Origin of the sequence: Nonomuraea endophytica, assembly GCF_014203235.1 — a bacterium.
Classification (GTDB): Bacteria; Actinomycetota; Actinomycetes; order Streptosporangiales; family Streptosporangiaceae; genus Nonomuraea; species Nonomuraea endophytica.
In genome coordinates this window covers 784,396-809,115 of record NZ_JACHIN010000002.1, presented here as the reverse complement: position 1 = coordinate 809,115, position 24,720 = coordinate 784,396, and the positions used below count along the sequence as shown (strand labels likewise).

General features: G+C 71.5%; 19 protein-coding genes. 12 read left to right on the top strand and 7 right to left on the bottom strand.

Going from position 1 to position 24,720, the window contains the following annotated elements; genetic code table 11:
- Window positions 1-12: 12 nt before the first annotated feature.
- A complete protein-coding gene (locus tag HNR40_RS11800) occupies window positions 13-1,983 on the top strand; it encodes a VanW family protein (RefSeq protein ID WP_184960449.1) in 1,971 nt (656 codons plus the stop codon).
- Here the strand turns inward: HNR40_RS11800 and HNR40_RS11795 are convergent.
- Window positions 1,964-2,989: a PQQ-dependent sugar dehydrogenase gene (locus HNR40_RS11795; RefSeq protein ID WP_184960448.1), complete on the bottom strand. Its 1,026-nt coding sequence runs from the start codon at window positions 2,987-2,989 to the stop codon at window positions 1,964-1,966. The two genes, HNR40_RS11800 and HNR40_RS11795, sit on opposite strands and share 20 nt — an antisense overlap.
- Before the next feature lie 38 nt (window positions 2,990-3,027).
- On the opposite strand from HNR40_RS11795, the gene HNR40_RS11790 reads away from it, so the two are divergent.
- From HNR40_RS11790 to ilvC, 5 genes are all read left to right on the top strand, one after another.
- On the top strand, window positions 3,028-3,936 hold the full coding sequence (locus HNR40_RS11790; protein ID WP_184960447.1) for a 2-hydroxyacid dehydrogenase: 909 nt from the start codon (window positions 3,028-3,030) through the stop codon (window positions 3,934-3,936).
- A 178-nt stretch (window positions 3,937-4,114) separates the two neighbouring features.
- Window positions 4,115-6,754, top strand: a complete 2,640-nt coding sequence (locus tag HNR40_RS11785; RefSeq protein WP_312896291.1) for a putative bifunctional diguanylate cyclase/phosphodiesterase — start codon at window positions 4,115-4,117, stop codon at window positions 6,752-6,754.
- A gap of 215 nt (window positions 6,755-6,969) precedes the next feature.
- Window positions 6,970-8,703 (top strand): acetolactate synthase large subunit, encoded by a 1,734-nt coding sequence (locus HNR40_RS11780; RefSeq protein WP_184960446.1) that lies wholly within the window; start codon window positions 6,970-6,972, stop codon window positions 8,701-8,703.
- Window positions 8,703-9,227, top strand: a complete 525-nt coding sequence (ilvN, locus tag HNR40_RS11775; RefSeq protein ID WP_184960445.1) for an acetolactate synthase small subunit — start codon at window positions 8,703-8,705, stop codon at window positions 9,225-9,227. Before HNR40_RS11780 ends, ilvN begins: the two co-directional genes overlap by 1 nt.
- Before the next feature lie 14 nt (window positions 9,228-9,241).
- Window positions 9,242-10,234, top strand: a complete 993-nt coding sequence (gene ilvC / locus HNR40_RS11770) for a ketol-acid reductoisomerase (RefSeq protein ID WP_512699310.1) — start codon at window positions 9,242-9,244, stop codon at window positions 10,232-10,234.
- Window positions 10,235-10,286: 52 nt separating this feature from the next.
- On the opposite strand, the gene HNR40_RS11765 is transcribed toward ilvC, so the two are convergent.
- A complete protein-coding gene (locus HNR40_RS11765) occupies window positions 10,287-11,696 on the bottom strand; it encodes an MFS transporter (RefSeq protein WP_312896290.1) in 1,410 nt (469 codons plus the stop codon).
- Window positions 11,697-11,798: 102 nt separating this feature from the next.
- On the opposite strand from HNR40_RS11765, the gene HNR40_RS11760 reads away from it, so the two are divergent.
- Window positions 11,799-12,341 (top strand): AAA family ATPase, encoded by a 543-nt coding sequence (locus tag HNR40_RS11760; protein WP_312896289.1) that lies wholly within the window; start codon window positions 11,799-11,801, stop codon window positions 12,339-12,341.
- Window positions 12,292-14,589: a LuxR family transcriptional regulator gene (locus tag HNR40_RS54445; protein ID WP_246508815.1), complete on the top strand. Its 2,298-nt coding sequence runs from the start codon at window positions 12,292-12,294 to the stop codon at window positions 14,587-14,589. The genes HNR40_RS11760 and HNR40_RS54445 overlap by 50 nt, the downstream gene beginning before the upstream one ends.
- On the opposite strand, the gene HNR40_RS11750 is transcribed toward HNR40_RS54445, so the two are convergent.
- Complete coding sequence (locus tag HNR40_RS11750; RefSeq protein ID WP_184960444.1) at window positions 14,576-15,517, bottom strand: EamA family transporter; 942 nt, start codon at window positions 15,515-15,517, stop codon at window positions 14,576-14,578. The genes HNR40_RS54445 and HNR40_RS11750 overlap by 14 nt on opposite strands.
- A gap of 30 nt (window positions 15,518-15,547) precedes the next feature.
- Here HNR40_RS11750 and HNR40_RS11745 point away from each other — a divergent pair, with 30 nt between their 5' ends.
- On the top strand, window positions 15,548-16,054 hold the full coding sequence (locus HNR40_RS11745; RefSeq protein ID WP_184960443.1) for a MarR family winged helix-turn-helix transcriptional regulator: 507 nt from the start codon (window positions 15,548-15,550) through the stop codon (window positions 16,052-16,054).
- 60 nt (window positions 16,055-16,114) lie between these two features.
- Here HNR40_RS11745 and HNR40_RS11740 read toward each other — a convergent pair whose 3' ends face one another.
- The 4 genes from HNR40_RS11740 to HNR40_RS11725 form a co-directional block, all read right to left on the bottom strand.
- Window positions 16,115-17,047 carry a YobF C-terminal domain-containing protein gene (locus tag HNR40_RS11740; RefSeq protein WP_312896288.1) on the bottom strand — a complete coding sequence of 311 codons (933 nt, stop codon included), beginning with the start codon at window positions 17,045-17,047 and terminating at the stop codon, window positions 16,115-16,117.
- A 266-nt stretch (window positions 17,048-17,313) separates the two neighbouring features.
- Window positions 17,314-18,123 carry a CAP domain-containing protein gene (locus HNR40_RS53540; RefSeq protein WP_221340217.1) on the bottom strand — a complete coding sequence of 270 codons (810 nt, stop codon included), beginning with the start codon at window positions 18,121-18,123 and terminating at the stop codon, window positions 17,314-17,316.
- Window positions 18,124-18,664: 541 nt separating this feature from the next.
- Complete coding sequence (dacB, locus tag HNR40_RS11730; protein WP_184960442.1) at window positions 18,665-20,218, bottom strand: D-alanyl-D-alanine carboxypeptidase/D-alanyl-D-alanine endopeptidase; 1,554 nt, start codon at window positions 20,216-20,218, stop codon at window positions 18,665-18,667.
- A 79-nt stretch (window positions 20,219-20,297) separates the two neighbouring features.
- On the bottom strand, window positions 20,298-20,849 hold the full coding sequence (locus HNR40_RS11725) for an FHA domain-containing protein (protein WP_184960441.1): 552 nt from the start codon (window positions 20,847-20,849) through the stop codon (window positions 20,298-20,300).
- A gap of 88 nt (window positions 20,850-20,937) precedes the next feature.
- On the opposite strand from HNR40_RS11725, the gene HNR40_RS11720 reads away from it, so the two are divergent.
- Genes HNR40_RS11720 through HNR40_RS11710 form a run of 3 tightly spaced genes read left to right on the top strand, consistent with a single transcriptional unit; the run spans window position 20,938 to window position 24,712 of the window.
- Window positions 20,938-21,450: a PadR family transcriptional regulator gene (locus HNR40_RS11720; RefSeq protein ID WP_184960440.1), complete on the top strand. Its 513-nt coding sequence runs from the start codon at window positions 20,938-20,940 to the stop codon at window positions 21,448-21,450.
- Window positions 21,447-22,127: an ABC transporter ATP-binding protein gene (locus HNR40_RS11715; RefSeq protein ID WP_184960439.1), complete on the top strand. Its 681-nt coding sequence runs from the start codon at window positions 21,447-21,449 to the stop codon at window positions 22,125-22,127. The genes HNR40_RS11720 and HNR40_RS11715 overlap by 4 nt, the downstream gene beginning before the upstream one ends.
- On the top strand, window positions 22,124-24,712 hold the full coding sequence (locus tag HNR40_RS11710) for an ABC transporter permease (RefSeq protein WP_184960438.1): 2,589 nt from the start codon (window positions 22,124-22,126) through the stop codon (window positions 24,710-24,712). Before HNR40_RS11715 ends, HNR40_RS11710 begins: the two co-directional genes overlap by 4 nt.
- Window positions 24,713-24,720 lie beyond the last annotated feature (8 nt).

The window sequence follows — 24,720 nt, the reverse complement described above, 5'->3', positions numbered from 1 at the left end:
GGAGATAGAGGCGTGCGGCGCGCCGGACCGATCGATTCACCGACCGACCCGTTCGCCTCGGTGCCCTTGCCCATGCCCGGCAAGAAGCCACCGAAGGTCGAGGGACTGCCGCCTGGCGTCTCACGGGACATCTTTGGCGCCACCGGCCAGCCCGAACCCAAGCCGGAGCCGGCCGCCGGCGGCGGACTGCCGCCCGTGGCCCCGCCGCCCACGCCCTGGCCGATGCAGGAGCCCCAGCCGCCCGCGTCCTTCCGGCCCGCCGAGCCGCCGCCCCGCCCGCCCAGTTACGACCCCGAGCCGCAGCGCCGCCGTATCCTGCCCACGCTCCTGCTCGTTCTCGTGGTCCTGGGCCTGCTGGCCTACCTCGTGCCCGCGGTCGTCATGTCCGGCTCGGTGCTGCGCGGCACCCGCGTCGCCGGCATCGACATCGGCGGGCTGACCGTCACCCAGGCCGCCGACAAGCTCCGCGCCGAGCTCGCCGCCCGGCTCGACCGGCCCGTCACCGTCAGCATGGGCGGGCGCGAGGAGAGCATCCAGCCCGACGAGGCCGGACTCGAACTCGACGTGGTCGCCACCATCGGCGAGGCCCCCAGCGGCTTCCCCACCCCCGCCGAGGTCTGGCGGGCCATGACCGGCACCACCGACCTCCAGCCCAAGATCTCCATCGACGCCGCCCAGCTCGCCAGGACCGTCGAGGGCCTCGCGGAATCCGTGGACAAGGCGCCCAAGGAGGGCCGCGTCGTCTTCTCCGGCCTGCGTCCGCGCGCCGTACTGCCGCAGGACGGACTGCTCCTCGACCGCGACGCCGCCGTGCGCGCCATCAGCACCGCGTTCCTGCGCTCCCAGGGCGACGTCGCGCTCAACATGGTCCCGGCCAAGCCCGACACCACCGAGGAGTCGGTACGGCGGGCCGTCGCCGACGCCAAGCGGGCGGTCGCCGCCCCGGTCACCCTGACCAAGGACGGCAAGCAGGCCGAGCTCAGCCCCGCCGCCATCGCCGCCCACCTCACCTTCGTCGCCGACGGCAAGGGCGCGCTGAAGCCGGAGTTCGACGCGGAGAAGGCGCTGGAGCCCATCGAGGGCAAGCTGGTCGACCTGGCCCAGCGGCCGGCGGACGCCACGTATCAGATCATCGACAACCGGCCCGTGCTCGTCCCGGCCCGCCAGGGCAGGGGAGTGGACGCCGGCAAGCTGGCCGAGGACCTGAACCGCGTGCTGGCGCGGGGCGGCAGCCGTACGCTGGCGGTCTCGCTCGGCGCGGTCAAGCCGCAGCTCAGCACCTCGGAGGTGAGCGGGCTCGGGATCAAGGAGAGCGTCGCGACGTTCACCACGTTGTTCGACTGCTGCCAGGCGCGCGCGTCCAACATCCAGAAGATGGCCCAGCAGCTCGACGGCACGATGGTGCTGCCGCGCAAGACCTTCTCCTTCAACGAGGCCATGGGCCAGCCGACCACGGAGGCCGGCTACCTCGAAGCCCCGCAGGTCGTCGGCGGCCGGATGGTCAACGTCGTGGGCGGCGGCGGCTCGCAGTTCGCCACCACGCTCTACAACGCGGTCTTCCTCGGCGGCTTCGAGAACGGCGAGCACACGCCCATGGACTACCACGCCCCCCGCTACCCCGAGGGCCGCGACGTGGCCGTCCTCTACCCGCGCCGCGACTTCACCTGGGTCAACAACTCCCAGTACGGCGTGCTGATCAAGACCGCTTACTCACCCACCTCGGTCACGGTCACGCTGTGGAGCACCAGGCGCTACGACAAGGTCGAGGCCGTCGTCTCCGACCGCCGCGAAGTCACCCCGTTCCGCCGCCAGAGCAGCAGCGAGGCCGGTTGCCTGCCGACCGTCGGCCAGCAGGGTTTCACCGTAGACGTCACCCGCGTCTTCTACGACAACGGCAAGGAAGTCAAGCGGGACAAGAAGGTGACCACCGAGTACCGCCCGCAGGCCCAGGTCACCTGCGCCGCTAGGAACGACGTGGAGTGACGGCGAGGATCCTGTCGTCGTCCTGGGCGGGCGAGCCCCTGCCGTCCTTGTTGCTCGTGCCCACCCACAGCGTGCCGTCGGGGGCCACGGCGACCGCGCGCAGCCGGCCGTAGGTGTCCTCGAAGTGCGCGACCGGCTTGCCCGGCCGGCCCTCGGCGTCCAGCGGGACCTGCCACAGCCGGGCGCCGCGCAGCGCGCCCACCCACAGCGAGCCCGCCGCGTAGGCCATGCCGGACGGTGACGCCTCGCCGGTGCCCCAGGTGACGATCGGGTCGGCGAACGCGGCGTCCTCGCCCTGGCCCTCCTCCTGCGGCCAGCCGTAGTTGCGGCCCTCGACGATCTGGTTGACCTCGTCGAAGGAGCTGGCGCCGAACTCGGACGCGTACATGCGGCCCTTCTCGTCCCAGGCCATGCCCTGGACGTTGCGGTGGCCGAGCGTGTAGATCCGGGCGTCGCCGTCCACGCCCATGCGCAGGATCTTGCCGCCCAGCGAGTCCGGGTCCTGGGCCAGGGGGCGCTCGCCCGCCTCGCCGGTCGAGGCGTAGAGGAAGCCGTCGGGGCCGAACGCGAGCCGGCCGCCGTTGTGGATGCCGGCCTTGGGGATGCCGTCGACCAGGACCTTCGGCTCGGCGATCGTGTCACCGCTCAGGCGGTAGCGGACGATCCTGTTGTCCTCGGCAGCGGTGTAGTAGAGGAAGACGAAGTCGTCCTTGACCGCGACGCCCATCAGGCCGCCCTCGCCGCCCGGACTGGCCTCGGAGATCTTCGCCACCTCGGTGACCTTGCCCTGCGCCGTCACCCGGAGCAGCCTTGCGCTGTCGCGCTCGGTGACCAGGGCGTCCCCGCCGGGCAGGAACGCGATGCCCCACGGCACGCTCAGGCCGGAGGCCACCACCCGTGGCTCACCGGGCGGCGGGGCGGCGGGCACGTTGGCCGCGGGCGTCACCGCGCCGCCGGTGGAACACCCGGCCAGCGCGAGCAGGACGATCAACCAGAGCTTCCTCATGCCTTCCATACTGACCCCCGGGTCGTAAGGTTCTCGGCATGAAGATCTGGGTGCCGTCAGAAGCCATGATTGACGTCCTTTCCGACCTGCCTCGCGTTCAATGCGTGGTCTATGACGGGAAGGGGGAATTGCCGGACGGGATCGAGGACGTCGAGGTGTGGGTGCCGCCGCTGATCACGCCGCGCGACGTCAAGGGGACGCTGGCCAAGATGCCCTCGCTGCGCCTCGTGCAGACGGTCACCGCGGGGGTGGAACCGTACCGGCCGAACATGCCCGAGGGCGCGGTGCTCTGCAACGCGCGCGGCGTCCACGACGCGGGCACCGCCGAGTGGGCGGTCGGCGCGATGATCGCGGTGCTGCGCGAGTTCCCCGAGTTCGTGGACGCGCAGCGCAGGGGCGCCTGGACCTATCACCACACCGGGGTCCTGGCCGACTCCACGGTGCTGATCGTCGGCTACGGGTCCATCGGCGGCGCGCTGGAGCGGCGGCTCGACGGGTTCGAGGTGGACGTCGTCCGGGTGGCCCGCACCGCGCGCGAGGGCGTGCACGGCATGGACGAACTGCCCGAACTGCTGCCGCGGGCCGACGTGGTCGTGCTGCTCGTGCCGGCCACCGCCGACACCGCGGGCATGGTCGACGCGGCGTTCCTGGCCCGGATGAAGGACGGCGCGCTGCTCGTCAACGCGGCCAGGGGCGGCGTGGTCGACACCGACGCCCTGGTGGCCGAGCTGAAGTCCGGCCGGCTCAAGGCGGCCGTGGACGTCACCGCCCCCGAGCCGCTGCCGGAAGGGCACCCGCTCTGGTCGGCTCCCGGCCTGCTCATCACCCCGCACGTCGCGGGCAGCACCCCCGCGTCAGGGCGGCGCATGCTGCGCCTGGTGCGCTCGCAACTGCTGCGCTATCTGGCGGGCGAGCCGCTTAACAACGTCATTTCCGACACGTATTGAGAGGAATCCGGAACGTGGCTGGTCCGTGACCTTCGGTGCGTACGGTAGTCGTCTATTGGGCCCTCTTGACTCTCAGTCAAGGAGGACTCGAGAGCAATTCGGTCTGTGTGGTTATCAGATCGGTGACGACATCGGCGTTGTCACCACCCGCGTACCCGGCACCGCACACACTGTCGATGTGAGGGCAAGGACTGTGATCCGCTGGCGTGACCCACGGGCGCCGATTACGGCCGCCGCCGCCATAGGCGCGGCCGGTTTCGCCATTGCGCTGGCGGTGGGCGGGCCGGCGCTGGTGACCGGCGCGATCGCGGGACTGACGGCGGCGCTGCTGGCGGCGGTCTCCCTGCTGGTGAGCGCGTTCAGGTCGGGCGACGCACGGCACGCGGCCGGGGCGCGCTGGCTGGGCGCGGGCGCCGTGGTGTGGTCGGCCGGTGTCGGCGTGCGCCCGATAGCCACCGCCTCCAGCTTCATCCTCAGCTTCGCCGACCTGCTCGTGCTGGTCGGCGCCGTCCTCATGGCGGGCGGGGCGATCATCGCCTCGGGACGCAGGACCACCGCCAAGGCGGCGCTGCGCTACCTGATCGACGCCTACCTGTGCACGGCCGCGCTCTTCCTCATCGGCTGGGTCGTCGCGCTGCGCCAGGTCTACGCCGAAAGCTCGCCCGGCTTCACCTTCATGCTGCTGCCCGCCATGGTCTGCCTGCTGGTGACCTGCGCGACCATCCCCGTCGTGGTCAAGGGGACGCTCTCCGGCCTGCCGCTCGGGCTGGCCGGGATCGGCGTCCTGGCCACGACCACGGTCGCCGAGACCGCCTCCGCCGTGGCCAGGCTCGGCGAGGGCGCCCCGCCCACGTGGAGCCTCGTGCTGGCGCCGGTGGCGTTCCTGCTGCTGGCGGCGGCCCCTTGGGGCGTGCGCCGTACCGACGACGAGCGGCCCGCGAGCGCCGCCGCCGTGTCCGATCTGCTCGCGCTGGTCCCGCTGGCCCTGGTGGCCGTCTCGGTCGTCGTGCTCGCCGCCCACCTGGCCGGCAGCCGCGACCGTCCGGTCACCGGCGTCGTGGTGGTCGCCGCCTCCGTGGTGCTGATCCTCGTGCTGCGCCTGTTCGTGCTGGCGACCTCGCACGCGCGGCTGCGCGGGCTGGTCGCGCTCGGCGACCGGCAGCTGCGCGAGCTGGCCGAGAGCTCGGGCGACGTGGTGCTGCTGTGCGACTACGACGGCACCGTGCGCGAGATCGGCGCGGGCGTCGAGGTCACGTACGGCTACCGCCCCGACGAGATCGTCGGCGGCTCGATCTTCGACTACATCCACCCCGAAGACCTGCCCGGCATCCAGATCGCGCTGCGCGCCATGGGCCTCGACGAGGACACGGCGGAGCCCGGCGCCTGCCTGATCGCCTGCCGGGTACGCGCGGCCGACGGCACCTGGCGGCCCACCGAGTCGGTGGCCACCCGCCACGTGGGCGGCGAGGACGTGCTGCTGATCACCACCCGCGACATCAGCGACGAAGAGGCCCTGCGCAACCAGGTCGTCCACCTGACCTTCCACGACGGCGTCACCGGGCTGCCCAACCGCTCCTACTTCGAGGAGCGCACCCGCGAGGTCGTGGCGGGACGGGTCTCAGGGCAGGCCGCGATCTTCCTCGACCTCGACGGCTTCACCTCGGTCAACGACTCGGTGGGCCACGCCAGCGGCGACACCCTGCTCGGCCAGGCGGCCAGACGGCTGCGCGGCGTCGTACGCCCCGAGGACACGCTCGCCCGTTGGGGCGGTGACGAGTTCGCGGTGCTGGTGGAGACCGGCGGCGAGGCCCAGCTCGCGGTGGACGTGGCCGAGCGCCTGCTGCGCGCGGTCTCCCAGGAGCCCTTCCGGGTCGCCGACCGCGACGTGGCGCTGACCGCGTCCGTGGGCGTGGCCTTCGCCGAGGAGGAGATGCCCGCGGGCGATCTCCTGCGCAACGCCGACGTGGCCATGGCGAGGGCGAAGGACCTGGGCGGCCGGCGGGTGGAGGTGTTCGCCGCGCAGATGCACGCCGACGCGGTGCGCCGCCTCGAACTCGCCGCCGACCTGCAGCGGGCGCTGATCGAGAACCAGTTCGCGATCGAGTACCAGCCGGTGGTGGACCTGGCGACCTCGCGGGTGACCGCGGTGGAGGCGCTGGTGCGCTGGTGGCGCGGCTCGACGTTCGTGCCGCCCGAGCAGTTCCTCGGCCCCGCCGAGGACACCGGGCTGATCGTGCCGCTGAGCGAGTGGATCCTGCGCGAGGCCTGCCGCGAGGTGGCCGCCTGGCGGGCGTCCTCCTGGGACATCGGCCTGTCGCTCAACCTCTCGGCCCGGCAGATCACCGCGCCGCGCTTCGTCGAGACGGTCTCGCAGGCCCTGGAGGAGAGCGGGCTGCCGGCCTCCGCGCTGACCCTTGAGGTGATCGAGGAGATGCTGGTGGAGGACGCCGAGGAGACGATCTCCCGGCTGTCGGAGCTGCGTGCTCTGGGCGTACGGCTGGCCATCGACGACTTCGGCACCGGCTACGCCTCGCTGGCGTTCCTGCGGCAGCTCCCGGTCGACATGATCAAGATCGACCCGAGCTTCGTCTCCGGCCTGGGCCGCGACGAGACGCTGACGCTGCTGACCAGGACGATCGTCCGTCTGGGACACGACCTGGGCCTGATCGTCGTGGCCGAGGGCATCGAGCGCCCCGAGCAGCTGGAGAAGCTGCGGGAGATGGGCTGCACGCGCGGCCAGGGCTTCCTGGTGGCGCGGCCGATGGCGGCGCGGGGGGTCGACACCCTGATGCGCACCAGCCTGCAGTCGGCGCTGTGATCCCAAATAATGAGATAGCTGTCCAGCAAGTTGACACTGTGGGCCATTGAGCGGCTAAGGTGGCAGCATGCTTCGCAGTGAGATTCTCGTAGTACTTCGCCGGCGCGCGGGCCGATAGCGAAGCACTTCGACCTGCGCGCCGCCCCAGTCCCACCCCCCGGTGGGGAGGGGCATTTTTTATGTCCTTAAGTGTCTGGCCTTTAAGGAACGAGCCGATGACCGAACGGATGACAGGTGCACAGGCCCTGGTCAGGGCCCTGGAGCACGTGGGAGTCGACACCGTGTTCGGGATTCCCGGCGGAGCGATCCTCCCCGCCTACGATCCCCTCTACGACTCGGTCAAGGTCCGGCACGTGCTCGTACGCCACGAGCAGGGCGCCGGCCACGCGGCCGAGGGATACGCACAGGCGACCGGCAAGGTCGGCGTCTGCATGGCCACCAGCGGCCCCGGCGCGACGAACCTGGTGACCCCGATCGCCGACGCCTACATGGACTCGGTGCCGATCGTGGCCATCACCGGACAGGTGGCGAGCGCCGCCATCGGCACGGACGCCTTCCAGGAAGCCGACATCTCTGGCATCACCATGCCGATCACCAAGCACAACTTCCTGGTGACCGATGCCGCGGACATCCCGCGCACGATCATGGAGGCTTTCCACATCGCCTCCACCGGCCGTCCCGGTCCGGTCCTGGTGGACATCTCCAAGGACGCGCTGCAGGCGCAGACCGAGTTCCACTGGCCGCCGACGATGCAGCTGCCCGGCTACCGCCCGGTGACGCGGCCGCACTCCAAGCAGATCCGCGAGGCCGCCAAGCTCATCGCCGAGTCGCGGCGCCCCGTCCTCTACGTGGGCGGCGGCGTGCACAAGGCGGGCGCGTCGGCCGAGCTGCTGCAGCTGGCCGAACTGACCGAGATCCCGGTCATCACCACGCTGATGGCGCGCGGCACCTTCCCCGACGGCCATCCCCAGCACATGGGCATGCCCGGGATGCACGGCAGCGTCTCCGCGGTCGGCGCGCTGCAGAAGGCCGACCTGATCGTCGGCCTCGGCGTCCGCTTCGACGACCGGGTGACCGGCCAGCTGTCCACGTTCGCGCCGCACGCCAAGATCGTGCACGCGGACATCGACCCGGCCGAGATCTCCAAGAACCGCCACGCGGACGTCCCGATCGTGGGCGACTGCAAGGAGGTCATCACCGACCTCATCGGCGCCGTCGGGACCGCCGGCAAGGGCGACTACACCGACTGGTGGACGCTGCTCAACGGCTACAAGGAGACCTACCCGCTGGGCTACGACGAGTTCGAGGACGGCTCGCTGGCCCCGCAGTACGTGATGCAGCGGCTCAGCGCCATCGCCGGGCCGGAGACGTACTACGTGGCCGGGGTCGGGCAGCACCAGATGTGGGCGTCGCAGTTCATCGACTACGAGAACCCGGGCACGTTCATCAACTCCGGCGGGCTCGGCACGATGGGCTTCGCCGTTCCGGCCGCGATGGGCGCCAAGATGGGCCGGCCCGAGGCGACCGTGTGGGCGATCGACGGCGACGGCTGCTTCCAGATGACCAACCAGGAGCTGGCCACCTGCGCCATCGAAGGCGTGCCGATCAAGATCGCGGTCATCAACAACGGTAACCTCGGCATGGTCCGCCAGTGGCAGACCCTGTTCTACGACAAGCGCTACTCCAACACCGACCTGCAGACCACCCGCCGCATCCCCGACTTCGTGAAGCTCGCCGAGGCCTATGGTTGTGTCGGTCTGCGGTGCGAACGCCCCGAAGACGTGGACGCGACCATCAAGAAGGCCATGGAGATCAACGACGTGCCCGTCGTGGTCGACTTCGTGGTCCACCAGGACGCTATGGTCTGGCCGATGGTGGCCGCGGGCACCAGCAACGACGACATCAAGATCGCCCGGGACATGGCCCCGGTCTGGGACAGCGAGGACTGATGAGCAGACACACGCTCTCCGTGCTGGTGGAGAACAAGCCCGGCGTGCTGGCACGCGTCTCCTCGCTGTTCAGCAGGCGAGGCTTCAACATCGACTCACTTGCCGTCGGGCCCACCGAGCACGACGACATCTCCCGAATGACGATCGTGGTCAGCGTGGAAGAACTCCCGCTGGAGCAGGTCACCAAGCAGCTCAACAAGCTGGTGAACGTCCTGAAGATCGTCGAGCTGGACACCTCGCTGTCCGTGCAGCGCGAGCTCATGCTCATCAAGGTCAAGGCCGACGCCGACAGCCGCTCGCACGTGCTCGAACTCGTCCAGCTCTTCCGCGCCCGCTGCGTCGACGTGGCGGCCGACGCGGTGACCATCGAGGTCACCGGCACGCCGGACAAGCTTGAGGCCTTCGTGAAGGTGCTCGAGCCGTTCGGCATCAAAGAGCTCGTCCAGTCGGGCATGGTGGCCATCGGCCGCGGCGCCCGTTCCATCACCGACCGGTCCCTCAGGGCACTGGACCGTACCGCCTGAAAGGTTTTCAGCAAGTGACCGAGATCTTCTATGATGACCAGGCCGATCTGTCCATCATCCAGGGCAGGGTCGTGGCCGTCATCGGGTACGGCTCCCAGGGCCACGCGCACGCCCTGTCCCTGCGCGACTCCGGCGTGGACGTCCGCGTCGGGCTGCCCGAGACGTCCAAGAGCCGTGAGCTGGCCCAGGCCGAGGGCCTGCGCGTCGTCACCCCGGCCGAGGCCGCGGCCGAGGCCGACCTCATCATGATCCTCGCGCCGGACCACCTGCAGCGCGGCATCTTCGAGAACGACATCCAGCCGAACCTGCAGGAGGGCGACGCGCTCTTCTTCGGCCACGGCCTCAACATCCGCTACGGCCTCATCGAGGCGCCCGAGGGCGTCGACGTCGCCATGGTCGCCCCGAAGGGCCCCGGCCACCTCGTGCGCCGCCAGTACCAGGCCGGGCGCGGTGTGCCGTGTCTCGTCGCGGTCGAGAAGGACGCCTCCGGCAAGGCCTTCGACCTCGCCCTCTCGTACGCCAAGGGCATCGGCGGCACGCGCGCGGGCGCCCTGAAGACCACCTTCACCGAGGAGACCGAGACCGACCTGTTCGGCGAGCAGGCCGTGCTGTGCGGCGGCGTCTCCGAGCTGATCAAGGCGGGCTTCGAGACGCTCATCGAGGCCGGCTACCAGCCCGAGGTGGCCTACTTCGAGTGCCTGCACGAGATGAAGCTGATCGTCGACCTCATGTACGAGGGCGGCATCTCCAAGATGTACTGGTCGGTCTCCGACACCGCCGAGTACGGCGGCTACACCCGCGGCTCGCGCGTGGTGACCGAGGAGACCAAGAAGGAGATGAAGCGCATCCTCGAAGAGGTCCAGAACGGCACCTTCGCCCGGCAGCTGGTCGAGGAGTTCGACAGCGGCCAGAAGGAGTTCACCCGCCACCGCGAGGAGCTGGCCGAGCACCCGATCGAGAAGACCGGCGCTCAGCTGCGGCCGATGATGAGCTGGCTGAAGGGCTGATCACGCTTTCCTGAGGGGTGGCCGCCGCCAGGTGGCCACCCCTCAGGGCTTTTCAGACGCTGTCCTCCGCCAGGACCGGGGTCCTGGACAGGCCGGGCAGGCGCAGCGCGGCCAGGACGCCGAGCAGCGATCCGGCCGCGGCGACGTAGGCGGCGACCGCGAGGCCGTCGGCGGTGGCCGCGCGCAGCGCCTCACCGGACAGCCCGCCCAGCCCGGCGTTGGCCACGGCCACCAGCACCGCCAGCCCGGCCCCCGAACCCACCTGGAGCGCGGTGTTGGCGATGCCGGAGGCGGTGCCCTGCTCGGAGCCGTCCACACCGCTGCCCACCGCGTTGAACATGGCCGGGTAGATCAGGCCCATCCCCAGGCCGACGACCACGATGCCGGCCAGCACGGTCAGGTACGACCCGTCCGCCGTCATCCCCGGCCCGAGCAGCGCGCTGCCCGCGGCGCCCGCGAGGATGCCGGCGATGAGCGTGGTCCTGGTGCCGAGCCGGCCGATCAGGCGCTCGCTGATCGTGTTGCCGAACGTGATGGACAGGGTCGGGCCGAGGAAGGCGACCCCGGTCTGCAGCGCGGTGAACCCGAGCACGCCCTGGAAGTAGAGCGTCAGGAAGTACGGGATCGCCTGCAGGGTCAGCCCGAACACCAGGATGACCACGGCGGCGGCGCTCAGGCTCCGGTTGCCGAACAGCCTCAGCGGCATCAGGGGGCTGGAACTGCGTTTCTCCACCATCAGGAACGCCGCCAGCAGGGCCGCGGCCAGCAGGGCCGAGACGATGACCGGGGTCGAGGTCCAGCCCGCCTCCGGTCCCTGGGCGACGGCGAACACCAGGAGCGTGACGCCGGCCGTACCGGTGAGGGCGCCGGGCAGGTCGAAGGTCCGCCCGCGCTCCCGCGCGCCGTCGGCGACCAGCAGGCCGGGCGCGAGGGCGAGGCCGATGAGGGCCAGCGGCACGTTGACGAAGAAGACCCACTGCCAGCCGAGCCAGTTGGTGAGCGCGCCGCCGAGCAGCGAGCCGAGGCTCAGCCCCGCCGCGCCGCCGGTCGCCCACACGGTCAACGCTCTGGTACGGGCACTGCCGGCCGGGAACATGGTGTTGACCAGGGAAAGCGTGGCCGGTGCGAGGATCGCCCCGCCGAGTCCCTGGAGCATCCTGGCCACGATCAGCAGGGCGGGGGAGGGGGCCAGGCCGCCGAGCAGGGAGCCCACGCCGTACAGGCTGAGGCCGGCGGCGAACATCCTGCGCCGGCCCACCAGGTCCGCCAACCGGCCGCCGAGCAGCAGGAACCCGCCGAACAGCACCGCGTAGGCGCTCACCACCCACTGCAGCGAGTGCGGGGTGAACCCGACCTCCCGCGCGATGTCCGGCAAGGCGACGTAGACGATGGTGAAATCCAGTGAGGTGATCAGGTTGGCGAACGCCAGGAGAGCCAGGCTCATCCCACGTTTCTCATTCACGGTCAAACTCCTTAAAACGGCTGGTCACCACCGTAGGAAAGGTCTACGTACCGCGAATCAGTAGGATTTCTGGGTTGGGTTACGGAACTTCGGGGGTGTCCGGTGGGCCACGTGCTGCACGGCAGGCGCGCCGAGCAAGCCGCGCTCGGGGCCTTGGTCACCGACGCCCTGGAGGGACGGAGCGGGGCGCTGGTCCTGCGCGGCGAGGCGGGCATCGGCAAGTCGGCGCTGCTCGACTGGACCGCCGAGCGGGCCGGGGTCGACGGGGTGCGGGTGGTCAGGGTGACCGGCGTCGAGGCCGAGGCCGACCTGGCCTTTGCCGGACTGGTCGGGCTGTTGTGGCCGTTGCAGTCCCGGCTGGATGATCTGCCCGAGGCCCAGGCCCGCGCGCTGCACTCCGTCCTGGGCGGCCCGGCGGCGGACGAGGCGCCCAGCGACCGGTTCAGGATCGGGCTGGCCGTGTTGACGCTGCTGGCCGAGCTGGCGGGCGAGCAGCCTGTCCTGTGCCTGGTGGACGACGCGCAATGGCTGGACCGGGCCAGCACGGACGCGCTGACCTTCGCCGCCCGGCGGCTCGGCGCCGACGGGGGTGGCCATGGTGTTCGCGGCGCGGCCGGAGGGGTTCGACGCGCCGGGGCTGGCTGAGCTGCGTCCCGAGCGGCTTGGGGCCGATGACGCCGGTCTTTTGCTGGGCGCGTACGGGCTGGCGCCCGCGTTGCGGGAACGTGTGCTGGCCGAGTCGGGCGGCAACCCGCTGGCGCTGCGTGAGTTCGCGGCGGCCGCGCCCGAGGGCGGGCGGGGCGAGCCGCTGCCGGTGGCCGATCGGGTGCTGGCCGCCTTCCGGGCACAGATCGCGGTCCTGCCGGAACGGACCCAGCTCATGCTGCTCCTCACCGCCGCCGCAGGCAGCGCCCACGTCGAGGCCAACCCCTCCGGCTCGCCCACCTCCCACGGCCCCTCGGGCTCGTCCGGCTCCCGCGGCTCGTCCCGGGGGCCCTCGGGCTCGTCCGGCCTGTCCGGCATCGCCGGCTCTTCCCGGTCTTCTGGGTCTTTTGGGGGTTTTGGGCAGGAGGGGCGGGATTTGCGGGCGGTGTTGGTGGCGGGGAGGGAGTTCGGGGCCGGGCTTGACGATCTGCAGCCTGCCGAGCGTGCCGCGCTGATCCGGGTCACCGGGGCCGGGATCGCCTTCCGGCACCCGCTGATCGCCACCGCCGCCTACCGTGGCATGCCCATGGCCCGGCGGATGGCCGCGCACCGGGCGCTGGCGGGCGCGGCCGACGACCCCGACACCCGCGCCCTGCATCTGTCCCTGGTCACGATCGCCCCCGACCAGGAGACGGCGGCCGAACTGGTGGCCGCCGCCGAGCGGGCCAGGCTCCGCACCGCCTGCGCCGCCGCCGCGCACCTCTACCGGCAGGCCGCCCACCTCACCCCCGACCAGGACGAACGCGCCGTCCGCCTGGCCGAGGCCGCCACGCTCGCCCTGTCCGCCGGTGACGTCGACCTCGCGGCCGACCTGGCCGAGCAGACCCGCGCACTCACCTCCGCCGGGCCAGCGCCGGCGACGGCGGCCCGGGTGCGCGCCGCGGTGGAGCTGGAGCGCGGCGACGCGGGCGACGCCGCCGCCATCCTCGTGGAGGCCGCAGGAACGGCGCCCGTGGACGTGGCGGCCGGGATGTTGCGCACCGCCGCCGACTACGCCTGGTTCGCCGGTATGCCGGACATCGTGGAGGTGGCCGCCGACCGGCTGGAGTCCCTGGGACGGCCGGACCCGGCGGCGCGCGGCATGGCCGCGCTGATCTCCGGCGACCACTCCGAGGGTGTCCGCCTGCTCACGACCGCCGCGCGGGAGGAGGGCGGGCCGCGGATGCGGGCGGTGCACCTGGGCTGGATCGTGGGCGACGACGCCGCCGCCCTCGCCAGGGCGGCCGAGGAGGTGGCCATGTGCCGCCGCTACGGGCTGGTCGGCGCGCTGCCCGACGCCCTCCAGGCGCTCGCCCAGATACAGGTCGTGGCCGGGCTCCACCGCGACGCCGAGGCGTCCGTGGCCGAGGCGGCGGCGATCGCCCGCGACACCGGGCTGCGCCGCCGGGCCGGGCAGCTCGACACGGTCCTGGCCAGGATCGCCGCGATCGAGGGCGACGAGGAACGCTGCCTGGAACTCACCCGCCACTCCACCGCCACCGGCCGGGTCGCCGCCGACACGATGCTGAGCCTGCTCGACCTGGGCCTCGGACGTCCCCAGGAGGCGCTCGACCGCCTGCTCGCCGCCCGTCAGGGTCCCGGCGGGCACGCGGGTGTGCTCATGGGCGCGACCGGGGATCTCGTGGAGGCCGCCGTCAGGGTCGGCGCGCCGGAGGCGGCGCGGGAGCCGTTGCGCGCGCTGCGCGAGTGGTCGGCCGCCGGCGGGCAGCCCTGGGCGCTGTCGATGGCCGAGCGCTGCCTGGCCTTGCTGACCGACGACGAGGCTCACTTCGCGCGGGCCGTACAGCTGCATGAGGGGACGAGCCGGCCCTTCGAGCGCGCGCGGACCGAGCTTCTCTACGGCGAGTGGTTGCGGCGTGAGCGGCGCCGCGCCGACGCGAGGGGGCTGCTGGGGTCGGCGTTGGAGACGTTCGAACGGCTGCGTGCGCGGCCGTGGGCCGAGCGGGCGCGGGCCGAGTTGCGGATCGCGGGCGGCTCGGCCGCGACGCCCGCCGCGGCCGACCTGCTCGACCGGCTGACGCCGCAGGAGCTCCAGGTGGTACGGCTGGCGGCCGACGGAGCGAGCAGCAGGGAGATCGCGGCCAAGCTGTTCCTGAGCCCGCGGACCGTCGAGTACCACCTCTACAAGGCCTATCCCAAGCTCGGCGTCTCCTCGCGCAGAGAGCTGATCAGGCTCACGCTCGCCTAGCCGGGGCCAGCGGCTCGGCCGTGGGGGCGACGGGCGGCTCGGAGCGGCGCGGCCGGGAGGCGCCCAGCAGGATCGCGCCTAGGACCGCCGCGGCGCCGAGGAGCTGGCCGGGCGACAGGGACTGGCCGAGCGCGGCCCAGCCGAGGACGGCCGCCACCACCGGGCTGAGCAGGGCGAGGACCGTGACGCGGGTGGGGGCGAGCGTGGTGACGCCGCGGAACCACAGGACATAAGCCAGCGCGGTGCCGACGAGCGTGAGATAGGCGTAGCCGCCGAGGTTGGTGAGCGTGAAGGACGGCAGCGCGCCCTCGATCAGGAACATGAACGGCACCAGCAACAACCCGCCCCACGTCAGCTGCCAGCCGGTCAGCGCCAGCAGCGCGGTGGAGCGGTTCGCGAACCCCTCGGGCGCGCCCCAGCGGCGGCCGAGCACGGTGCCCAGCGACATCACGACCATTCCTCCGGCCGCCGCCGCCAGCCCGATCGCGTCCAAAGCGACCGTGGAGCGGAGCACGAGCAGGGCCACCCCGACCACGCCGATGACCGCGCCGAGCATGGCCCGCCCGCCCGGCCGCTCACGCAGCAGCAGGTACGCCAGCGCGGCCACCACGAACGGACCCAACGCCCCGAGGACCGCGGCCACGCCGCCGGGCAGCCGGTAGGCGCCGACGAAGAGCAAGGCGAAGAACAACCCGATGTTCAGGAACCCGAGCAGGGCCGAACGCCACCACCACGCGTGCTTCGGCAGCGCCAGCCGTCCGGCGAGCAGGGCCACGGTGGCGATCAGCAGCAGTCCGGCGGGCAACGCGCGGACGGCGGCGGCCAGCAGCGGCCTGTTCGCGGGCAGGAACTCGGTGGTCACGAGGTAGGTGGTGCCCCAGAGCGCGGGCGCGACCGCGGTGAAGGCGACAAGCCGAAAGTCTCTCATATCTAAGTATCTTAACCTTAAGCTACTTAGATGCAAGCTATTCTGGGAATCGTGGACGACGTCGACCGCATCATCGAGCAGTGGGCCCGCGAACGGCCCGACCTGGAGACCCAGGCCATGGAGGTGTTCGGGCGGATCTACCGCATCTCGCAGCGGATGGGTGTCAGGCAGGAGCAGGTTCATGCCCGGTTCGGGATCAGCAGGGGCGAGTTCGACGTGGTGGCCACGCTGCGGCGGTCGGGCGAGCCGTACCAGCTGTCGCCGAAGGCGCTGGCGGCGTCGCTGATGCTGACCTCCGGCGGGATGACCGGGCGGCTCGACCGGCTGGAGAAGGCCGGGCTGGTCACCCGCTCACCCGACCCCGACGACCGGCGCGGCCTGGTGATCACGCTGACGGCGCGCGGGCTGGAGGTGGCCGACCAGGCCGTCACGGCGGGGCTGGCGGCGCAGCGCGAGGTGTTCGAGCGGCTCCCGCGCCGGGAACGGGAGCAACTGCCCGGCATGCTGCGCGACTTCCTCGCCCTCCTGGACGACTGACCGCACGGGCCTGCGGCTTGGGTGCACCTCGCCTTGGCCCGCAGGTCAGTCGAGCCTGGTTTACCGGTGGGCCTGGATTTTGTCGTGCAGGGTCACGTACGTCGGGGCCAGGCGGCGCAGGGCCTCCGCGGCGGCCGGGTCGTCGCCTGTGGTGAGCGGATACTGGAAGGCGCCCAGCAGGCGGGCCTGGTCGCCCGCCACCGCGGCGGACTCCGGCAGGCCGAGCAGGCCGAGGCAGGCCGACGCGTCGGACAGGCGGCGCACGCCGACCCTGATGGCGAAGGCCGTCAGCAGCCCGCGGGTCTGCGGCGGCAGCCCGGACTCCACCAGGTCGGCGAGCGCGTGCACGGCCTCCGCGCCGCCGAGCGTGCCCGGCGGGACCGGCAGGTCGTCGCGTCCGGCCAGCCAGCGGGCCGCGCCGGGCAGCGAGCCGCGGAGCGCGTCCATATACGGCACCTCGCGGACCCGGGTGAAGCCGGTGCGCAGGACGAAGCCCTCGGATTCGTACGTGACGGACTCGGCCTGCCAGGACTTGAGGAAGTCCTCGACGGGCAGCGTGGCGTACGGGAAGCCCTCCGGGTCGTGGAGGAGGACGGTGTCGCCGTCCACCGCGAGCACCATGACGTAGTGGTCGCCGCCGGGTTCGGGGGAGTAGGTCAGCAGTTCCATGTCGAGCGGACCGGCCAGGGCGGGGCCGTCGACGGCACGCAGGCGGGCCAGGGCTTCGGAAGGGGCGCCGCCCGAGGTGCGTACGCAGGTCCAGCCGAGCGACTCGATCGCCGCGTCCAGGCCGATCTCGGGGTCCCATGCGTATGGGTCGAAGAACGGGGTGTCGCCGCCGATGAGCTGTGCTCCGAACGGGGCGCCGGTCAGTGTTTCGATGACGCCCACGGGTGGCGCGTGCTCGCCGAGAGCCATCGCGAGCGAGTTGCTGTAGCAGTAGGGGCCGGAGCCCAGGTAGGTGAGCATGCCGGTCAGTGAACGGCCTGCCACGGTGTGAGGGTCAAGTCCGGCGGTCCGCGCCGCCCGCCGTACCGCTGAGGGGGGAGTAGCGGCAGAGGGGGCGCGGACCGCGTGAGCGGCCCTCCGGCCCCTGGGCGGCAGGGGGCGTCGGGGGCGCGCGGTCGCGGGCCCGCCCCCGATCCCTGTGCGGTAGGGACGGAGGGCGGGCCCGCTTGGAGGGGAGCGCCTGGGCGAGGTGGGATTCCGGCGCGTTGCGCACGGAGGAGGCCGCCCGGCGCTCCCGTGGTCGGGCCGGGTCAGCGGCGGGCGAAGACCTGGGTCCAGTGCGGGCCCTTCGGGTCCTGGCCGGCGCCGATGTGGGTGAAGTTGCAGTTCATGATGTTCGCCTTGTGGCCGGGGCTCTTCATCCAGCCGTCCACGACGGAGGCGGCGGTGCGCTGGCCCATGGCGATGTTCTCGCCCCACGCGCTCATGGAGCCGAATCCTGCGGCCTTGATCCGGTCACCGGGGGAGCGGCCGTCCTGGGAGGTGTGGGAGAAGTAGCCCTTCGCGGCCATGTCGGCCGAGTGGCCCCTGGCCGCGGCGTTCAGCTTGGGGTCGTGGGTGAGGGGCTTGCAGCCGCCGGCCGCGCGCGCCGCGTTGGTGAGCTTGACGACCTCTTCCTCCACGGCCGAGCCGACGCCGCCGCCGTTCGTGGGGGTGGGCGTGGGAGCCGGGGTGCCCGTGGGGCTGGGCGACGGCGTGGGGGTCGGGGTGGGGGTCGGGGTGGTGGAGCACGACAGCCGCACGGGCCTGGACCTGCTGGTCTGGCCGGTGGAGTCGAGGGCGATCACGTAGAAGGTGCGGGGGGTGGTGGTGCAGCGGATTCCGGCCACGATGCTGCCGTTGGTGATGACCTTGGAGCCGCTCTTGACCGTGCGGTCGGGGCCCGGACGGGCCTGCTTGATCCGTACCCGCAGGCGGGCGGGGTCGTCGCAGCCCTTGCGCGCGGCGGCCCCGCGCACCATGCCCTTGCCGTCGACGTACGGCTTGGCCGCGACGATCTGGCAGAGCTCCGCGCCGGCGGTGGGGGTGGCGGCGTGGGCGGCGGTGACGGGAGTGCTCAATGCCGCCAGACTTCCGAGGCAGGCAAGTGCCTGGAGCTGTCTGCGCACGTTGTCCTCCGATGGGGGTTAGACGCTGCTTCGAACCCGCATTCTGGTGCGCACACATCGGGCATGTCCCGAAAAACCACCCTATACCTGGAGTCCCAGGTGTCCCATTCGTAACAAAACTCCCCCGCACCTGGGTAAACCTAGATCCCCCGCCGCGCGTCCGCGCCAAAACTCTTCGTGCGGGTTGCCGTCCAGACCTTCACAACCGCCCCTTGCCAATACGGCAAGCCACCCCACCCCCACCCGCCGTCGTGCGCGGGCGCAGATCGTGGGGATCGCTTCTCACGTCGCACGTGGTCCCCACCGCAACGGCCCACCTCGACCGGCCAAGTGGTCCAAAACCGCGTAGCCGGCCAAGAGGGTGGGGTTTTGGCCAGCGGGGCGTGCGTCACGGCGGCCCGCCACGCGCGGCCTGCCTGCCGTGACCCTGGAATGCCCCCAGCCCCGTGCGGGGGGTGGGGGCAGGGCGGCTTGCCGTAACGGATGGAAGGGTTCAGCAGGACGCGGGCTTGAGCCAGGAGCACTCGAGATCGCCGTGAGAAGACGGAGAAGACGACGACGGTGAGGATGAGCGGAGATCGGTCGTGGTCGGGTTGGTGCGGGAGAATTGGGCGAGGCGGATGGCGATCTTGTCTTCGATGTCCTTCGGGGCACCGGACAGGTACTGGTTGAGCATGATCGCGAACACCAGCGGCTCCCCGTCCGCGCTCGTCACATACCCGGACAAGGAGGTGACGCCGGTGAGTGAGCCGGTCTTGGCGTGGACGTTTCCGGCGGCCGGGGTGCCGCGCATGCGGCTGCGCAGCGTCCCGCCCACGAAGCGGTCCTGCTCGCCCGCGATCGGCAGCGAGTTGTAGTAGGCGGGGAACCACGGCTTGGCCCGCACCGCGCTCAGCAGTTGCGTGATCGACGTGGGCGTGAAGGCGTCGCGGCGGGACAGGCCGGAGCCGTCGCGCATGTTGATGACCTGGACGCCGTTGGCCTTGGCGAAGTCGGTGCTGACCTTGAGGCCGGCCGACCAGCTGCCCTGTCCGGCGACCTTGCGGCCCATGGCCTTGGTGAGGATCTCGGCGTGGATGTTGTTGCTCAGCTTCATGAACGGCACGAACAGCTCGTTCAGCGGCATCGACTCGTGCTTGGCCAGCTCGGCGGCGCCGGACGGCGCGGCGGCCGAGGTGGTCGGGCCGAGGACCTTCACCCCGTGCTTGGCCAGCGACTTGCGGAACAACGTGGACACGTAGGCCGTGGGGTCGTCGACGGCCACCCACTCGTCGTACGGGTCGGCCACGGTGCCGGTGATGAGGACGGTCCTGGTGCCGTGCTGGCGTTCGATGAGGACGTTGGTCTCGGCGCCCACCGTGGCCCGGTTGACGATCTTGAAGTAGTCCGTCTCGGGCGTCGTGGAGACCTTCACCGCCGAGCCCGCGGCGGCGACCGAGGCGACGATGGAGCCGGCGTCGTAGTCGCGGTCGGGGGAGGCGGTCAGGGCCGAGATCGGCGCGGCGTAGTACGCGGTCTCGTCGTCCCAGGACCAGTCGTTGCCGAGGCGCTGGCCGTCGAACCAGGTGTCGTCCGCGACGAGCTTGCCGGTGACGACCTTGATGCCCTTGCCCGCCACGGCGGCGGCCAGGCGGTCGTAGTCCTCGGCGAGGATCGTCGGGTCGCCGGTGCCGCGCAGGACGAGGTCGCCGGTGAGGACGGAGCCGACCTTGCGTCCGGAGGACAGCACGGAGGTGGTGAAACGGTAGTCGAGGCCGAGCGTCTCGGCGGCCGCCGCGGCGGTGAACAGCTTGGTGTTGGAGGCGGGGGTGAGTAACTTGCCGGCGTCGGTGGCGTAGAGCTCCTCGCCGTTGGCCGCGCTCTTCACCACGACGCCCGCGCGGGCGATGGTGAGGCGGGAGTCGGCGAGGATCTTGTTGATGTCGGTGGCCAGGTCGGCCACGCCGGCGGCGGGGTCGAGCGCGCTGGCCGGGGTGGCGGGTGAGGAAGCCCACGCGAGGGCCGCGACGAGCGCGCCCGCGGCTAGGGAGGCGGAGGTGCGCCGCATGTGATCTCCAAAGAGCTGAGAGGACTCGCTGGGATCATCGAACAGCGCGGGAAGCCTGTAATCCGCAAATCTCCGTATTTTAGGCTGAGGGTTGACCCGAGGTCAGAAGGAAACCACAGTCGCCGAAGGAGATCTCGTCGCCCGATCGTACCTTCGCCGGGCCCACCAGGCGCCAGCCGTTCAGCCGGGTGCCGTTGAGCGAGCCAAGGTCGACCAGCATCCACCCGCCGTCGTCCTCGCGCCGCAGCTCCGCGTGGATGCGTGAGACGGTCAGGTCCGAGAGCACGAGGTCGCAGGCCGAGCCGCGGCCCACGACGTAGCGGACGCGCTCGTCGTCCGGCAGCGCCAGCCGGGGCAGGCGCGGACGCCGCCACGCGGTCTGCACGCGGGTCGTGAGGTCGGACACCGCCGAGACCATGTCGGTCAGCCGTTGCCGCAGGGTGGCCCTGCGTGGCAGGTCGGCGACCAGCTCGTCGAGCTCGTAGCGGTTCTGCGCGCGCAACGCCTGATCCACCCTGCCGACGAAAGTGTCGTGAGAGATGCGTCCCTCGACTGCGCGGTCACGGAGCTCGTTGATCGCGCGATCACGTTCCCCGTCGGATGCGCGGAACGGGGGATGCGTCGAGCTCATCCCTTGAGTATCGGCCTGAGGAGCGTTCCCTGTCCAGAATACGAGGATCTCTTGCGGTACGCATACTGAGTATGCATACTCGGTATCCATGTCGATCAGACACGGAATGCTGGCACTCCTCAGCGTTGGGCCGCGTTACGGCTACCAGCTCAAGCAGGAGTTCGAGGCGTCGACGGGGGCGACCTGGCCGCTGAACATCGGCCAGGTCTACACGACGCTCTCCCGCATGGAACGTGACGGCCTGGTCGAGCCCGGCGGCGCCGACGACCAGGGGCGATCCGTCTACACGATCACCGAGGCCGGTCGGGAGGACCTGGAGCGATGGTTCAGCACCCCCGTCGGCCAGTCCGACCGGCCTCGGGACGAGCTCGTGATCAAACTGGCCATGGCCGTCGCCGCCCAGGACACGGACGTGGCCCACGTCATCCTCACCCAGCGCACCGCCACCATGCGTGCGCTGCAGGAGCTGACCAGGGCCAAACGCGCCCACACCGGCGGGCTCGCACAGCGGCTCGTCCTCGATTCGACGATCTTCAAGGCCGAGGCGGAACAGCGCTGGCTGGACCACTGCGAGGCCGTTCTCAAGGAGAAGAAGGCATGACCGTGGTGAGTCTGCAGGACGTGGCCCGCGTGCACGAGGGGGTGCACGCGCTCAAGGGGGTGAACCTCGACGTCTCCCCCGGCGAGCTGGTCGCGGTGATGGGCCCGTCGGGCTCGGGCAAGTCCACCCTGCTCAACCTCGCCGGCGGGCTCGACCGGCCCACCTCGGGCCGCGTCGTGATCGAGGGGCACGACCTGGCCGAGGTGCGCGACCTGGCCGCGCTGCGGCGGCGTAGCGTCGGATATGTCTTCCAGGACCTCAACCTCATCCCCGCCCTCACCGCGGCCGAGAACGTGATGCTGCCCCGCGAGCTCGACGGCGTGCGCGCCCGGCAGGCTCGCGAGGAGGCCCTGGCCGTGCTGGCCGAGGTGGCGCTCGACCACATCGCCGACCGCTTCCCCCAGGAGCTGTCCGGCGGCCAGCGCCAGCGCGTGGCGATCGCCCGCGCCCTGGTGGGGGAGCGCCGCCTGCTGCTGGCCGACGAGCCGACCGGCGCCCTCGACACCGCCACCGGCGACGAGATCCTTCAGCTGCTACGCGGCCGCTGCGACGCCGGGGCGGCCGTCCTCCTGGTCACCCACGAGCCCAGGTACGCCGGCTGGGCCGACAAGGTGGTGTTCCTGCGCGACGGCGAGATCGCGGACTCGACCGAGGTCCCGCTGGAGAGCGCCCGATGAGCGCCTTCCGCGCCGCGCTGCGCATCTCGCGAAGAGACGGCCTGCGGGCCAAGGGGCGCAGCGCGCTGGTCATGGTGATGATCGCGTTGCCGGTCCTCGTCTTCACCGCCCTGCTGACCGGCATCGACACGAGCCAGGTGAGCTTCCGCGAGGGCCTGGACACCCGCCTCGGGTCGGCCGACGCCCACATCATCACGCAGAACCCCCGCCGGCCGATTGTTCAGAACGTCTCGGGAGACCTTGTCTCCTTCCATGACGGTTCCCCTCCCGGCGGTGGTACGGGTGAGAAACCGACCGAGTGGAAGATCGAACAGCTCGCGGAGATGGTGCGGGGCCGCCTGATCACCTACGACAGAGGATCGGTCGACGTGCGCATGGGCGCGACCTACCTGAACGTGTCCGCGCTGGAGATCGACCTGCGCGACCCCATGACCCGCGGCATGCGCGAACTGGTCGGTGGCCGCTTCCCCGCCGCTCCCGGCGAGGTCGCGGTCTCGGCCACGCTCGCCGGCAGGGGGATGCGGCTCGGTGACACCCTCCAGGTGAGCAGGCAGTACCGGCCGGTGAAGGTGGTCGGCGTGCTCACGCACCCGTTCGAGGCCGAGAGGACCGAGCTCGTGGCCCAGCGCGGCACGATCCTGTTCGACAAGCGCGACGGCCAGGGGACCGGCTTCCTGCTCGACGCCGACGCCCCGGTGCTCTGGCCCGAGGTGGAGAAGCTCGGCCAGGCCGGCCTGGCCGTGCACTCGCGCGCCGTCATCACCGACCCGCCGCCCGACACGGGCTTCGATCTCCAGCTCTACGGGCCGGAGGACCGCACGGTCACCAATGTCATCACCCTCGGCGCGGGCGTCGTCATGATCGTGCTGGAGACCGTGCTGCTGGCCGGGCCCGCTTTCGCGGTCTCCCTGCGGCGCAGGCGCAGAGAACTGGCCGTCTACGCCGCCCAAGGCGCCTCGCCCGGCCATCTGCGTACGATCGTCCTGGCCGACGGCCTCCTCCTGGGCGGGATCGCGACCGTCACCGGCCTCGTGCTCGGCCTCGTGGCGGGCGTGGCCGGACCGTCGATCATCCCCATCGTGTCGATCGTGGGCCCGATCGACATTCCGTGGCTGTATGTGGCGGGCATCGCCCTGCTCGGCCTGGCCAGCGGAGTCATCGCCGCCCTCGTGCCCGCGGTGCAGGCCGCCAGGCAGTCCCCCGCCCAGGTGCTCGCGGGACGCGAGGACGTCATGCCGCGCGAGCGTGCCGGCAAGCCCCTGCTCGGGCTGGCCCTCGTGCTCGCCGGTCTGGCCGCCACCTACTTCGCCATCCACTCGCTCTACACGATGATCCTGGCCGCGGCCGTGCTGGTGCAGCTCGGGCTGGTCGCGCTCATGCCCTGGCTGGTCCGCCGCACCGCGGGCCTGGCCGCACGGCTGCCGCTCTCGCTGCGCCTGTCCGTCCGCGACGCCACCCGTCATCGCGTCCGTACGGCTTCCGCCGCCGCCGCGGTCATGGGCGTGACCACCGCGCTGGTGGCGGTGGGCATCGGCTACACCAGCCTGGACGCGCAGGCACGCGCCGAGTACGAGGCCAGGATGCCCGCGGGCACGGTCTCCGTCTCCGCGCTCACCGCCGATGACCGGCGCTGGGCGGAGTTCCGGGCGTCGGTGGAGAAGACGTATTCGGGGACGACGTTCGTGCCCGGCTACGCCGTACGCGACAAGAGGGGCGGGATCGGCAAGCTCGCGCTGTCCGATCCCGACAAGGCCTGCCAGGAGTGTCCGGCCGCTTTCATCTTGTTTGACATGCCGATCGGTGACGCGGACCTGCTCGCCCTCGTCCTGGGCCGCAGAGACGCCAAGGCCGAGGCGGCCCTGGCGGAGGGAAAGGCGATCGCGTTCCATCCCGACGCGGTGAGGGACGGCCGGGTGGAGATGGAGTTCCTCGGAGAGGCAGGCGGGGAGGTGCTGAAAATCGGGATGCCCGCGGTCACGGCGCGTCCGTCCGACCCGGAGCTCAACGGAGTGCTGATCCCGCCCTCCGCCCTGACCAGGGCCGGTTACTCGGTCAGCCTCCGCCGCCTGTACGCCACCTACACCCCCGCCGACCCGGTGGCGTTCCAGAAGGAGATGGAGTCGTTGACCTGGGGCGCGGACGCACAGGTGGAGACCGGCTACAGCAACAACGGCGAGGCGCTGTTCTGGGCGATGGCCGTGGCGGCGCTGGTCCTGGCACTCGGCGGCACCTTCGCCGCCACCGGACTCGCGGCGGCCGACATGCGCCGCGACCTGGACACCATGTCGGCGGTCGGCGCCCCATCCGTCACCAGGCGGCTGGTCGTCGCCACGCAGGCCGCCTACATCACGCTGCTCGGCACCGTGGTGGGCCTCGGGGCGGGGACGGGCACGGGCATCGCGTTGGCCTGGTCCGAGCTCTCCAACAGGACTTTCGACGGGGAACCGGTGCCGATGAGCCTGAGCAACGTCGCCGTCCCGTGGGCCCTGCTGGCCGTCACGGTGATCGTCCTGCCCCTGGTGGCGGCGGTGATCGCCGGGGCGTTCACCCGCACCCGGCTCACACTGTCGCGCCGGATCGCCTGAGTTATCCA